Raw genomic sequence first — 13,906 nt, 5'->3', positions numbered from 1 at the left:
ATAAGAATGTTATTGTAATTTCAATAATAAATGAAAGTTAAATTTTTACTGTCAGTTTTGTTATCCCTATTTTTGGATTATGAATGTACTTGTAATCTCAACAGTTTGGGTGGAGCCCACTTCTTCGGCAGCAGGAAGTAGGATGTTACAGCTGCTTACTATTTTTAAAGAAAAAGGCTGGGATGTCACCTATGCAAGTACAGCCGGAACTTCTCAAAATGCAATCTCACTTAGTGATTTTGATATTGAGACCGCAACGATACAGCTTAACGATGATTCTTTTAACGCTTTCGCGAAAGCGTACAACCCCACCATCGTACTCTTTGATAGATTTATGGCAGAGGAGCAATTTGGCTGGCGAATAGACGAAGCGTGCCCCAATGCTCTAAAAATACTAGACACCGAAGATCTGCACTGCTTAAGAAAAGCAAGAGCGAAAGCCGTAAAAGAAGAACGAGTTTTTGAACACAAGGACTTAATTTCTGATATCGCCAAAAGGGAGATAGCCTCCATTTACAGATGTGATCTCACCTTAATGATCTCAACAGTAGAGATGGATTTGCTACAAACTTTTTTCAAGGTTCCTGCGTCATTATTGCACTATGTGCCCTTTCTAGTTTCTACACTTGAGACTGATTTTGTTCCTTTTAAAGAGCGCGCACATTTTATAGCCATAGGCAATTTTATACACCCGCCTAACTGGGATGCCACCCTAGAGTTAAAAAAATATATTTGGCCACACATACGCCAGCAATTGCCGCAAGCAGAGATGCATATTTATGGTGCTTACGTGCCAGAGAAGGCATTACAGCTGCATAATCCCAAAGAAGGGTTTTTGGTAAAAGGAAGAGCAGAGAGTGCTCACCAGGTGATAAGAAATGCCAGAGTTTTACTAGCGCCGCTTAGGTATGGGGCTGGTCTTAAAGGTAAATTTATAGATGCGATGCAATGTGGCACTCCATCTGTAACAACTACGATAGGAGCAGAGGGAATGAGCCAGCACCTAGACTGGCCCGGCAGTGTAAATGATGATTATGATGCATTTATAAAAGCTGCAGTCTCCTTATATAGTAATGAGTTAAAATGGCAAAAAGCCCAAGAAAATGGCGTAAGGATAATTAATACCAATTTTCAAAAAGATACTTATGCCAGCCTGCTTACAGATACATTACAGGATCTAATGGATAATTTGATTATGCATCGTGCTGCAAACTTTACAGGCCAGATGCTACAACATCACACAATGCGCAGCACACTCTTTATGTCAAAATGGATAGCAGAAAAAAATAAAAAGGAGTAAGCCACGCTTACTCCTTTTTATTTTTAATCGACTTAATATATTAATCTATAAGTCCTGCTCTTTTGAGTAGTGCTTCTGGTTTAGGTTCTTGACCTCTAAAACGTTTATAGAGTGTCATAGGGTCCTCAGTTCCTCCTTTTGAGAGTACGTGGTCCTTAAACTTAGTAGCCACGTCTTTATTAAATATCCCTTGTTCTTTAAAATATTCAAAAGCATCTGCATCTAGTACTTCTGCCCATTTGTAACTATAATATCCAGATGAGTAACCTCCTTGAAAGATGTGAGCAAAGGCTGTACTCATACAGGTCTCAGGAGTGTCTGGATATAAAGCAGTGTTGCCAAAGGCTTCTTTTTCAAAAGCTTTTACATCTGTTATATTACTCGGGTCTTGCCCGTGCCACGACATATCTAGCAACCCAAAGCTAAGTTGTCTCAATGTTTGCATTCCTTCTTGAAACGTTGCTGCGTCTTTTATTTTTTGAACAAGCTCCATAGGGATTACTTCGCCAGTTTCATAATGTGTTGCAAAAAGTTCTAGAGCTTCTTTTTCATAACACCAGTTTTCTAGCACTTGGCTAGGTAACTCTACAAAGTCCCAGTAAACAGAAGTTCCAGATAGGCTAGGGTAGGTAGTATTTGCTAGCATACCGTGTAACCCGTGACCAAACTCGTGAAAGAGTGTTGTAACTTCATTAAAAGTAAGTAGGGATGGCTTGCTAGGTGTAGATGGCGTGAAGTTACAAACGTTAGATATGTGTGGTCGCTCATTTACTCCATTCTCAATTTTTTGACCTTTAAAAGAGGTCATCCAGGCACCACCACGTTTTCCCTTTCTTGGGTGAAAATCTGCATAAAAAAGAGAGATGTAATTACCATCTACATCTGTAACTCTATAGGTTTTTACATCCTTATGATATACATCTACATCTGTTACCTGCTCAAACTGCAACCCAAAGAGACGTGTTGCTACTTCAAACACACCATTTATTACATTTTCTAATTTGAAGTAAGGTTTGAGTTGCTCGTCATCTAGGTTAAAGAGTTCTTTTTTTAGTTTTTCAGAATAGTAAGAGCCATCCCATTTTTGAAGTGCGTCTATACCGTCTTGTGTTTTTGCAAAATTTTCTAATTGTGCAAACTCTCTCTCTGCTGCAGGTTTTGCTTTTTCTAAGAGTTCGTTTAGAAAATCTTTAACCTTAGTTGGCGTTTGTGCCATACGTTCTTCAAGTACAAAATGTGCGTGCGTGTCATAACCTAGTAGCTGTGCACGCTCGTGACGTAGGTTAACAATCTCAATGACGTTTTTTTGATTATCGTACTCATTACCTTTAAAGGCTTTACTGCCAAAGGCAAGAGAAAGCTCTTTGCGTAGCTCACGATTATCTGCATATTTCATAAAGGGAATGTAACTAGGGTAGTCAAGTGTTACTACCCAGCCTTCTTTGTCTCTAGAAGCTGCCTCTGCTGCAAAGGCTTCTTTTGCACTTGCAGGGACTCCAGCAAGATCTTCTTCATTTGTGAGGTGAAGCTCGTAGCTGTTTGTTTCTGCCAAGATATTTTCGCCAAAACTGAGTTTTAATTTTGCGAGAGCTGTATCAATTTCGCGTAAGCGTGATTTTTTATCTTCAGGTAGGTTTGCCCCATTACGAGCAAAACTTTTATATTTTTTTTCTAGCAACGTTTTTTCTTCTACAGAAAGATCCAAATCATCTTTCTGGGCGTATATACTTTTAATGCGCTCAAACAGTGTCTCGTTAAGAGTAACATCATTGCTAAAAGCGGTAAGAAGTGGCGATACTTCTTGTGCTATTTTTTGAATAGCCTCAGAGGTCTCTGCGCTATTAAGGTTAAAAAACACACTAGAAATACGATCTAGTTGTTGTCCAGAATAGTCAAGAGCAGCAATCGTATTTTGAAAGGTAGGTGCCTCAGTATTATTTGTAATAGCATCTATCTCATTACGATTTATTTGTATCGCTTCTATAAAGGCTGGCTTAAAGTGCTCGTCCTTAATAGTATTAAATGGAGCTTCATTAAAGTCTTGTAAAAGAGGATTAGATGTAAGTGACATATGTGCTTTGAAAATTAGAATTCGTTATAAATGAGTCATTTATCGAAAAAATAACGCATTTTGTCGATATATGCGATATTTTTTTTATGTTCGCTCTGTCTATTTGAAATAGATATATATTTGAGAAAATATGAAATTGATTTCCCCCAATCGATGTAGATATTAAAAAGGTTTGATTAATATTTAGAATGGTTAATAAATACAGTATCAATCCCCCACAACTGCATTGATAAAGACCGCTCGTAAGAGCGGTCTTTTTTATTTAATGCTTTTTGCGCCTTCTATAACTTTTTGCTTGAGGCCTTCTTTATAGGCTAGCATTTTGTCTTGTAGTGCGCTATCTCTTGCGCCTAGAATTTGTGCGGCAAGTATTCCAGCATTTTTTGCGCCGTCTAGTGCTACTGTTGCAACAGGTACTCCGCCTGGCATTTGTAATATAGAGAGCACAGAGTCCCACCCATCTATCGAGTTGCGAGACTTAACTGGTACGCCTATCACTGGTAATGGTGATAAAGAAGCAACCATACCTGGAAGGTGAGCAGCGCCACCAGCACCAGCTATAATTACATTTATGCCACGCGTATGTGCATTTTTACTATAATCAAAAAGTTTATCTGGTGTGCGGTGTGCACTTACAATGTCTACCTCTATATCGATATCCATCTCTTTTAAGAAGTCTATAGCTTCTTGCATTACTGGGAGGTCACTCGTGCTTCCCATTATGATTCCTACTTTCATCGTGTTTGATTTATTGTGCGATTACTTTTATGCTTCCTTTTACCTTTTCGGCTACAGTTCTTGCTTTTTCTATATTGTGATCTACAATAGTTACGTGACCCATTTTTCTAAAAGGGCGCGTCTCCTTTTTACCATAAATATGAGGGGTTACCCCGTCCATACCCATTATATGCTCTATGTTTTCATATTTTACTGGGCCAGTATAGCCTTCATCTCCTACTAGATTTACCATTACAGAAGCCACTTTACTATCTGTATTGCCTAGCGGTAGATCTAAAATGGCTCTGAGGTGCTGCTCAAACTGGTTTGTAAAACTTCCTTCTATACTGTAGTGACCACTATTATGTGGTCTTGGAGCTACTTCATTTACAAGAATCTCATCATTTTCTGTCTGAAACATTTCTACAGCAAGTAATCCCACGTGACCAAAAGCGTTAGAAACCTTCTCTGCAATATCTCGTGCTTTTTGAGCTACGGTCTCATCTATACGAGCTGGGCAGATAACATACTCTACTTGGTTTGCCTCTGGATGAAACTCCATCTCTACCACAGGGTAGGTTTTAACCTCTCCAGATACATTGCGAGCTACTATTACGGCTAGCTCGTTTTTAAATGGGATCATCTTTTCGGCTATGCAAGGTACTTCTGGTAAAGTGTCAAGGTCACTTGCGGTGCGCACTACAGATACTCCTTTGCCATCATAGCCTCCTGTACAAGATTTCCAAATAAATGGTAGGTTGTCTAGCCATTGTGGAGATTCTTTTACCGCTTTCGCGAAAGCGTACTTCTCATAACTTGCCGTCGGGATGTTGTGCTTTTTATAAAAGTCCTTTTGTACACCTTTATCTTGTATGTTGCGTAAAACTGATGGTTGAGGATACACTTGTATGCCTTCCTTTTCTAACGTCTCTAGGGCATCGATGTTTACACTCTCTATCTCAAAGGTGAGTACATCTACTTTACGGCCAAATTTTACTACAGTATCATAGTCCATAAGACTACCTTGTGTAAAATGGTTGCAGGCAATCTTGCAGGGAGCCTCGTTGCTTGGGTCAAGTACGTAGGTCTGTATATCATACTTTCGGGTGTCGTAAAGCATCATTTTACCTAGTTGACCACCACCTAAGATGCCTAATTTAAATTGAGAAGAGAAGTAATTTTTCATAGCATATAAGTTTTCGCGAAAGCGAAAAATAGTGGTTCAAAAATACAAAATCGTCTGAGAGTAACTCATAATTATGTATTCATATCGAGATAGCTATAAGGACTGATTTTCAAATACTATCTTTGCCCTTTATTATTTATGAAAAATACAATTACACTTCACGACCTAACGTTTGAAAAATCTATTTCAAAAACAGATGTGCAACACGCTGTAAACGGTGTGGCTGTGCGTCTTAATGAAGATTATAGAGGTAAGCGACCGGTGTTTCTTACAGTGCTTAATGGTGCTTTTTTATTTAGTGCAGAGCTTATAAAAAAGTTTGACCACGAGTGCGAGATGAGCTTTATCAAGGTAGCTAGTTATGATGGAACTCAACAAAGCGATGAGATTCATACTGTAATGGGGGCAGAGCCATCACTAAAAGGACGAGATGTAATTGTGGTAGAAGATATAGTAGACTCTGGTAATACCATAGAGACTATTATAAAAATACTTGAACAAGAAGAGGTAGCGTCATATCGTATAGCCTCACTTTTATATAAACCAGAAGCCTATAAGAAGCCGTATAAGGTAGATTATATAGGCCTGGAAATTTCTAATGATTTTGTGGTAGGGTTTGGTCTAGATTATAATGGTCTAGGGCGTAACCTCACATCAATATATAAACTTAAAAAAACTCATATGACCAATCTGGTTTTATTTGGCCCTCCAGGTGCCGGTAAAGGAACACAAGCCGAAGTTTTAAAAGAGAAGTATGACCTAGTACATATAAGTACTGGTGATGTTTTTAGATACAACATAAAAAACGCTACAGAACTTGGAACACTGGCAAAGTCTTATATAGACAAAGGACAGTTAGTGCCAGATACTGTTACGATAGATATGCTTAGTGCAGAGGTAGAGAAAAATGCAGATGCAAAAGGATTTATTTTTGACGGTTTTCCACGTACAGAAGCTCAGGCAGATGCTCTTGCAACATTACTAGCTTCAAAAAATACAGAGGTTGCAGGTATGGTTGCATTAGAGGTAGATGATGAGGTGCTTGTACAGCGATTACTTGAGCGTGGTAAAACTTCTGGTCGTGCAGATGATGCAGATGAGGATGTGATACGTAATCGTATAAAAGTATATTATGCAGAGACGGCAATCTTAAAAGGATATTACGAGAAACAAGATAAGTACCACGGAGTAGATGGGGTAGGTAGTATAGAAGAGATTACTGCAAGATTAAGTGACGTGATTGACACGTTATAGATTAGTGAAGAACTAATCATTACAATTAAATATAAAAGGCTAGCTGAAAGATGACTGAAGGAAATTTTGTAGACTATGTAAAGATTCACACAACCTCTGGTAATGGGGGGTCTGGATCTGCGCACTTACACCGCGAAAAGTTTATAGAAAAAGGAGGCCCAGACGGAGGTGATGGTGGTCGTGGTGGACATATTATAGTGCGAGGTAACTCAAACTTATGGACACTTATCCACCTTAAATTTAAACGTCACTTGAGAGCTGGTCACGGAGGTAATGGTGCAAAGTCAAGATCTACTGGTCTAGATGGAGAAGATACCTATATAGATGTGCCTCTAGGTACTACAATAAAAGATACAGAGACAGATAAAGTCTTGTTTGAAATCACAGAGGATGGTCAAGAGTTTATCGCTGCCGAAGGTGGTATGGGAGGTCGTGGTAACTGGCACTTTAAAAGTAGTACTAACCAGACACCTAGATATGCACAACCAGGTATAGATGGTTATGAAGTCTCACTTACCTTAGAGCTTAAAGTTCTGGCAGACGTAGGTCTGGTAGGTTTTCCTAATGTAGGGAAGTCTACATTACTAGCATCTATCACAGCGGCCAAACCAAAAATCGCAAATTATGAGTTTACTACTCTTAAGCCTAACTTAGGTATTGTAGAGTACCGCGATTATAGGTCATTTGTAATGGCAGATATACCAGGTATTATAGAAGGAGCCTCAGAGGGTAGAGGGATAGGCCACCGATTTTTACGCCACATAGAGCGTAACTCTACATTGCTCTTTATGATTCCGGCAGATGCAGATAGTATCTCAGAGCAATATGAGATTTTGCTCAATGAGCTTAAAAAGTATAATCCAGAAATGCTCGACAAGAGCAGAATGATTGCTATTACAAAAAGTGATATGCTGGATGATGAGCTTAAGGCAGAGCTTTCTGAAGAGCTAGATAGAGAGGTTCCTATTCCTTATTTATTTATCTCTGCAGTTGCGCAACAAGGTCTTGTAGAACTTAAAGACGCCTTGTGGAAAATGATGAATGAGTAGTTAAGAACTAACAAAATATAATAATCCGTGTAAACCTTTGTTATCTTTATGCAAAACAAAGATTTATGCGGATTTTTTTATGCCTCATTATATGTGTACTACTCACGAGTTGCGGGACAACATTTGTAGACTATGACTATGATACAAAGGTAGATTTCTCAAAGCTTACCTCTTATAACTATGACTTCTCTGAATCAACTGGGCTACTTGAATTTGACGAGCGTAGAGTGGTGAAGTATACAGATAGTATGTTGCAATCTCGCGGTTATATTAAGGCAGAGACTAATGACTTTTTTATAAAAATTACATCCGAAGAGTATGAGACACGCTCTAGAAACACCTTAGGCGTAGGTGTAGGAGGCGGTGGCGGTGGAGGTACTGTAGGCGTAGGTGTAAGTGGCGGTATACCCATAGGCGGACCAGAGCGACACCTCAAGATGGTTGTTACTGTTTACAAAGCATTAGGTAATCAAGCCACGGTATGGGAGGCTATATGTGAGAGCGATATTAAAGTAAAGGCAAAACCTGATAAGCGGGATGCACATTTTAAAAAGTTAGTAGAAAAAATTTTTAACAAATTTCCGCCAGAGCAGTAATTGTACTTTGGCACCATAATGGTATATATTTGATTAAAATAATATGATGAAAAAGTGGTTTATTATTCTATTGTTTCCTGTAGCGCTTTGTGCTCAGAATGGGAGTGATAACGCTTTCGCGAAAGCGGAAAGCTATTTTAAACAATCTAAGTACAAACTTGCAAAGTCGCTCTTTTTAAATTATTTAAAAACACATCCTAAAGACCCTCAAACTCTAGAATATCTTGGAGATATAGAAGGATATACAAAAAACTGGGATGGAGCAATTCCTTATTACGAAGACCTAGTAGAAAAGTATCCAAACAACGCAAACTATCATTATAAATATGGGGGTGTACTGGGTATGAAAGCGCTTGCTGTAAACAAGCTGAGAGCTGCTACAATGATAGGAGATATAAAAGAACAATTTGAAACTGCAGCGACTCTCGATCCATCACATATAGAAGCACGCTGGGCACTTGTAGAGTTTTATATTCAGATACCAGGAATAATAGGCGGTAGTGAGGCAAAAGCAAGAAAATATGCAGACCAGCTACTAGATATATCAAAAGTAGATGGATATCTCGCTCACGGCTATATTGCAGAGTATAATGATAAACCTAAGCAAGCAGAGTATAATTATATAAAAGCTGTTGAGGTAGGTGGTTCTGTTACTTGTTATGCAAAATTACAAGAGCATTACGAGAAGAATAACGAACCACAAAAAGCCTTTGAAACGGCTTATGAGGCACAACAAAAACACGCTCAAGAAAACAGGTTGCAGTACCAGCTAGGTAAGGTAGCTGGGCAGTATGGTATAGGCCTCGATCAAGGTATTACAGGTTTACACCATTATATAAAATATCACTCTGCGGCAGATGGTGTGCCTAAGGATTGGGCCTATCTACGTCTTGCTCAAATCTACAAGCATAAAGGTGATAAAGAGAAAGCAGAGCAATGGATAAATAAAGCACTTGCTAGTAGGTCAGATTTTAAAGAAGCTCTGCAAGAGCGCAAAGCCATTATGAATTTATAATACTAAGGAAGTAGCGCAGGATTGATATCACCTACATTTTCCTTAAGATAGCGCTCTATAAAAGAGTCTGTAAAGTACTCACTTCCTAGTAAGTTTGCAGCTTGTAATTGCGACTTTATATCAAGCGCTTGATATGCTTTGAGGTAGTCTAAAGAGAGTGCTTTGTAGCTATAATGCCAGGGTTCATATTTAAAGCCTTTCCTGTCATACGTATCAGTGTAGACTAGATAAAAGCCAAAACTATTTGCGTGTGCATCCATCCATTCTTTAAACTTACAGAAGGGACCACTTCCGTGAAATTTTGACGGAACCAGTAATCCGCTAGTAACTCCTGGTGTTGCATCTACTATATCTATATCTGTACCCCAGTGATGCCTTGAGGTGCCAGGTATGGTAGAGTACTCAATAATTTTATTGATGGTTGCAAGGTGGCTTAGACCGCTTTCGCGAAAGCGTTTATACTTACGCTCCCATATTCTGTTTTGATGATTATAATCTCTGTAGCTTGACACTACTTGAAATTTTATACCATCTTTAAGAGCAGCGGCTTTCATCTCTTCAAAAGCGATGGCGGCATCTGGTCTAAGTCTATAAGTTGAAGTCTTGGTGAGCAGAGGTGAACCTTTGCCTAGTAGCTCATCTCTGTCTATCATCTCCAGGATTGCTGACCTAGCCGTAAGTGGGAGGGAAGCGGCAAGTATACCTAATGCTGTGAGTTTTGAAAATGATCTTCTATTCATAAGAGCTGCTTTTTCATTCTATAATGAGGTCCTACTTTAGGAATATCAAACAAGGTGCCATCTACTTGATAACCTAGGTTTTTATAAAACTGTAAAGCAACAACTCGGGCATTAAACCATAGTAGTGTTTTACCTTTTTCTTTAAGTAGTGCCTCGCCTCTTTTTAATAGGAGTTCTGCAATGCCTTTTCTTCTATACTCTGGTAAAACCGCCATTCCTCTTAGTCTATATTGTGCGCCAGTAAAGCCCTCGTGACTGTCATCCATAAAACTCGCAACGCCTATAATCTCATTATTATGAAACATACCCAGGTGAAAGGTACTTGCCTGCTCATCTGCCTCCATATAGACATCTTCTAGCGGGCGCCCTTTTCTCAAAACTGGATGCCGTACGGGCCAGGTTTCTTTGGCGCTTATTTCTTTGAGTTGATAAGCCTCATTTTTGAGATGATATAACCTAGTAGGCATATCGTGATGTGTGATGTTGTTTACAAAAACAAAGTTTAGCTTTTTTAAAACCTTTTGAGAAGCGGTATTGTTGTTATGAGTTCGCGCTATTATATAGGGTAGGTGAAGTTGTTTAAAAGCGTAGCTTATGCAGGCCTCACTAGCCTCGGTTGCATAGCCTTGATTCCAGTACTTTTCAAAAAACCTAAAGCCTAGATCTACCTGGCGATTATCTTGATTAAACTTAAGGCCACACCAACCTAAAAAAATATTGTCACTCTTGCGTGTTACTGCATACCTCCCTAAACCTGTTTGAGTCGTAGTATGAGCTTTGTGGTAGACTGTTGTAATATAGTTTTTTATAAAGGCTTGTGCTTCTTCTATGTTTTTAAAAGGAGCATCACCTGTATATTTAATTACCTCTAGATTTGTATTAAGGGCGTAAAGGTTTTCTGCATCTTGTGATGTAAATGGTTTAAGATACAAACGTTTTGTCTCGAGCACAGTCATTATGCCAGTACATCTTTATAATCTGGGTTACGATCAAATTGAACTTCGGCAAAGGGGCAAAGTGGATTTATTTTTAACCCTCTTTCTCTTGCAAAATCAACAGTGTGAGCCACAAGCCTTGATGCAAATCCTTTGCCTTCTTCTGGTATTTTGGTTTCTGTGTGGTCTATCGTGATTACTGAATCTCTATCTTTTGAGTAAGCGAGTTCTGAGATGATACCATTATCTCCCTTCATATAAAAAACACCTCTATCTTCTCTTTCTTTATGCTGGATATTCATATCTCTCCTTTTTCTGTTAAAGGTTGAAATATAGATTAAAGTGTTCTAGCAATGAGTGATTTTAGGAAAAATTTAGCGGTTTATGTAAAATGCACCGGCTTGATCTTTTTGATCTTTAAGTTTAAGGACATAGTAATAGGTTCCTACAGGCAGTTTGTTATCTTCTGCAATAGTGACTCTTCCTTGTGAAGTTCCATCAAAAGAGTTGTCATAGTTTTTCATACTAAAAACTTCTACACCCCATCTATTAAAGATAAACAGTTCATTATCTGGACTAGTTTCAAGACCTTCTATCACAAAGGTTTCATTAATTCCATCTCCGTTTGGAGAGAAGAATGTATAGACATTTATACCACTTCCAGCTTTGAGAACAGATCCAAGTGTGTATGCCGAAAAGTCGTTAGGGTCAAAAAGATCAGAAGTAATCTCGCCATTTACCTCATCGCCAGAAAAACTAGCATTTCCCAAATTCACCCATCTATTTAAAACATTAGAAAAGCCTACAACACGCAGTGAGCTCAAGCCATCTGCAAGTACCGGCACTTGAGTATCTTCATCCCAAGTCAGTTTTGCTTGTACTGGTAGCGGCCCGTTCAAATCCCAATACTCATTAGGATCTATAATAGACAATGTGTTTTCAAACAGGTCTGTGTTAAATGATCCAGGTAATGTACTTGGAGTATCTGGATCTTCAAAAAAGTATGCAGCTTGATAGGTAGTTATAGCCGGGTTGAGAGGAATCACCGTAAGCTGGCGAATTTTAAAGTCATCTCCTATGGGAAAGTCAAATTCTAGGTTACCTTGATTTGTAACATAACCATCTACGTGATTACTATCGCTTTCACCCAGATAGATCGCATTGTTTGTGAAGTCAAGATTAATACCAAGGTCTTCACGAGGAGTGGTAATTCTACCATTTATAAAATCTAGTAGGCTAGTGACTCCTACAGATACCTCAAAGTTGAGGTCATTTGGCACGTCAACTTCCATATTGAAGAATACAGGCTTGTTATTACCTAGTACAAAAAGTTCTTCAGTTGGATTGTAAAAGCCAGCGAGACCAAGATTGTTATCAAAATCACCGTCATTGATTAAATCCCCGTGAAAACCAATCGCACCGTCTTGATGAATCTGGATATTTCCAAAGTTGTGTAGGGATTCTTGCGCTTTCGCGAAAGCGTTAAAAAGAACAATGAAGGCAACTATAAGTCTAATTTTCATAATATTATAGTTTTGTTATTGAGGCATTAGTAAAAACGGCATTTAAATTTTGACCTCCTGCATTGAGAACATATTGAAAATTTATAATGTCATTTGCATTAAAGCTATAGGAAATAGTTCCAGAAGAACCCCAGTAGTCTCTGCTAGGTAAGGTTACAAAACCTCTAGAAAGATAACCTATAAGATTACCATTTTGTCTAGCTGCTAAGATATATTTTGTATTTCCGGCTGGCATATTGCTGGTAGATAACGATGCAGATAAGGCGTAAACGCCATCTTGCTCTATTCGTATTTCTGAATTTCCGACCACGGTAAATAAATCTTGGTCATTAGTCTGTATATGAGCGCTGGTAAGGGGCAAGTCAAAATAGGTGTTTGTTGCTGTTGGAAGAATTCCATTACCTCCATTTCTATTTAAAACGATTGTTCCTTTTTGACTACTTTGTAAAGTTTGCCACGCAACACCGTCATAAACTTTTAACCTATCTAGAGTAGTGTCATAAACAACCATCCCTTCTTTTGCCTCTGTTATAGCTTCAATATCTACTGTTGTAGCTTGATTAACACGCAGTAGGAGCTCTGCATTAGGAACTTGTGCGTTAGTAAAAGTGATAGCGCTTAATGCAAGCAAAACAAATAGTGCACAGTTTTTAAGAGTACCTCTTTCAGATTTTAGAATAGTTAAATTTAAGCTCAAAGTGAACATCATAATTTGTTCTTTCTTATTAGAAAGTTTATTTCTTAGCATAGAAGCAGGCTGCTTGTGATATGTTGTGCTATATCTCATTACTTATAAGCTGTGTATAAAACTAGTAGCGCCTCATTATTAACATCGTCAGGTTGTACGTCCACCAATGGGTTTGTGCTGTTTGCAGTAATTGTACCATTTGTATAATTTACAGTAATAGTAAACCCATCTGCAGTAAAGGAGGTAAATGCTCCTTCTATTTTACCTAGACTACTACCATTTTGATCACCGTATCGTATACCTATACAGTTGCTACTGCTGGCATATCTAGAGTTGTCATTTATAGAATTTCCGTGTCCTCCAGAATACATCACTTGTTGCGTTATTGTGCCGTCATCATCTCTTGCAAACCCTTTCATTGACCCAAAAGAGTTGTCAATGCCTCTATCATTGTTTCCTACGCCATTATCAGAATCAATATCCCGACTCTCTACATTTGCTGCCGCCGAAAAGGTTACCTGTGATGGCGTAAATGGAATGTCGCTTACTGTGACTACTCCTTCGCCAGAAATGATAAACCATCCAGTGTATATATTCTTCTCTGTAAGAAGTTCCAAAAATCCATTATTTGTATATTCAAAAATCCTATTTTCATCTGTATTATAAACGAGCATACCAATCTCTAGATCTGCGGGATCGTATGCGTCAATCTCTAACTGTGATGCCTTCTGTACATTAACTAAATATGCAGGGTCTGTGGTTTGCGCTTTCGCGAAAGCGTAAACAAACACAAGAAGTATAGTTATATATAAGGGGTTACGTTTCATAGTAA

At 38.5% G+C, this 13,906-nt stretch carries 14 protein-coding genes; 5 read left to right on the top strand and 9 right to left on the bottom strand.

From position 1 onward, the window contains the following. Positions 1-79 precede the first annotated feature (79 nt). Positions 80-1,300: a glycosyltransferase family 4 protein gene (locus ABVM49_RS01720; protein WP_405202759.1), complete on the top strand. Its 1,221-nt coding sequence runs from the start codon at positions 80-82 to the stop codon at positions 1,298-1,300. Positions 1,301-1,340: 40 nt separating this feature from the next. On the opposite strand, the gene ABVM49_RS01715 is transcribed toward ABVM49_RS01720, so the two are convergent. The 3 genes from ABVM49_RS01715 to ABVM49_RS01705 all read right to left on the bottom strand — a co-directional run bounded on the left by ABVM49_RS01715 (position 1,341) and on the right by ABVM49_RS01705 (position 5,274). Then, on the bottom strand, positions 1,341-3,371 hold the full coding sequence (locus ABVM49_RS01715; protein WP_405202758.1) for a M3 family metallopeptidase: 2,031 nt from the start codon (positions 3,369-3,371) through the stop codon (positions 1,341-1,343). A 258-nt stretch (positions 3,372-3,629) separates the two neighbouring features. After that, positions 3,630-4,109, bottom strand: coding sequence for a 5-(carboxyamino)imidazole ribonucleotide mutase (gene purE / locus ABVM49_RS01710; RefSeq protein ID WP_298351604.1), 480 nt, complete (start codon positions 4,107-4,109; stop codon positions 3,630-3,632). Between the two features lie 10 nt (positions 4,110-4,119). Further along, positions 4,120-5,274, bottom strand: coding sequence for a 5-(carboxyamino)imidazole ribonucleotide synthase (locus tag ABVM49_RS01705; RefSeq protein ID WP_038599502.1), 1,155 nt, complete (start codon positions 5,272-5,274; stop codon positions 4,120-4,122). Between the two features lie 138 nt (positions 5,275-5,412). Here ABVM49_RS01705 and ABVM49_RS01700 point away from each other — a divergent pair, with 138 nt between their 5' ends. The 4 genes from ABVM49_RS01700 to ABVM49_RS01685 all read left to right on the top strand — a co-directional run bounded on the left by ABVM49_RS01700 (position 5,413) and on the right by ABVM49_RS01685 (position 9,188). Continuing rightward, complete coding sequence (locus tag ABVM49_RS01700; protein WP_081965013.1) at positions 5,413-6,528, top strand: adenylate kinase; 1,116 nt, start codon at positions 5,413-5,415, stop codon at positions 6,526-6,528. Positions 6,529-6,578: 50 nt separating this feature from the next. Beyond that, the gene (gene obgE / locus ABVM49_RS01695; RefSeq protein WP_405202756.1) at positions 6,579-7,577 is read left to right on the top strand and encodes a GTPase ObgE; all 999 of its coding nucleotides are present in this window, start codon (positions 6,579-6,581) and stop codon (positions 7,575-7,577) included. A 65-nt stretch (positions 7,578-7,642) separates the two neighbouring features. Then, entirely contained in the window at positions 7,643-8,173 is a 531-nt protein-coding gene (locus ABVM49_RS01690; RefSeq protein ID WP_405202754.1) for a DUF4136 domain-containing protein, read from the top strand. 43 nt (positions 8,174-8,216) lie between these two features. Then, positions 8,217-9,188: a tetratricopeptide repeat protein gene (locus ABVM49_RS01685; RefSeq protein ID WP_405202753.1), complete on the top strand. Its 972-nt coding sequence runs from the start codon at positions 8,217-8,219 to the stop codon at positions 9,186-9,188. A 2-nt stretch (positions 9,189-9,190) separates the two neighbouring features. Here the strand turns inward: ABVM49_RS01685 and ABVM49_RS01680 are convergent, their stop codons facing one another. The 6 genes from ABVM49_RS01680 to ABVM49_RS01655 all read right to left on the bottom strand — a co-directional run bounded on the left by ABVM49_RS01680 (position 9,191) and on the right by ABVM49_RS01655 (position 13,901). Then, positions 9,191-9,928 (bottom strand): M15 family metallopeptidase, encoded by a 738-nt coding sequence (locus tag ABVM49_RS01680; RefSeq protein WP_405202752.1) that lies wholly within the window; start codon positions 9,926-9,928, stop codon positions 9,191-9,193. Then, a complete protein-coding gene (locus tag ABVM49_RS01675; protein WP_405202751.1) occupies positions 9,925-10,860 on the bottom strand; it encodes a GNAT family N-acetyltransferase in 936 nt (311 codons plus the stop codon). The genes ABVM49_RS01680 and ABVM49_RS01675 overlap by 4 nt, the downstream gene beginning before the upstream one ends. A gap of 23 nt (positions 10,861-10,883) precedes the next feature. Then, positions 10,884-11,165 carry a GNAT family N-acetyltransferase gene (locus ABVM49_RS01670; protein ID WP_035327485.1) on the bottom strand — a complete coding sequence of 94 codons (282 nt, stop codon included), beginning with the start codon at positions 11,163-11,165 and terminating at the stop codon, positions 10,884-10,886. Positions 11,166-11,237: 72 nt separating this feature from the next. After that, positions 11,238-12,386, bottom strand: a complete 1,149-nt coding sequence (locus tag ABVM49_RS01665; protein WP_405202749.1) for a gliding motility-associated C-terminal domain-containing protein — start codon at positions 12,384-12,386, stop codon at positions 11,238-11,240. A gap of 4 nt (positions 12,387-12,390) precedes the next feature. Continuing rightward, entirely contained in the window at positions 12,391-13,017 is a 627-nt protein-coding gene (locus ABVM49_RS01660; protein WP_405202747.1) for a hypothetical protein, read from the bottom strand. Positions 13,018-13,172: 155 nt separating this feature from the next. Further along, positions 13,173-13,901, bottom strand: a complete 729-nt coding sequence (locus ABVM49_RS01655; protein ID WP_038599522.1) for a hypothetical protein — start codon at positions 13,899-13,901, stop codon at positions 13,173-13,175. Positions 13,902-13,906 lie beyond the last annotated feature (5 nt).

The sequence above is a fragment of the Dokdonia sp. LLG6352-1 genome (assembly GCF_045055815.1).
Lineage (GTDB): Bacteria > Bacteroidota > Bacteroidia > Flavobacteriales > Flavobacteriaceae > Dokdonia > Dokdonia donghaensis.
Note: the sequence above shows the minus strand (reverse complement) of the source record. Positions and strands in the feature narration are given on the sequence as shown.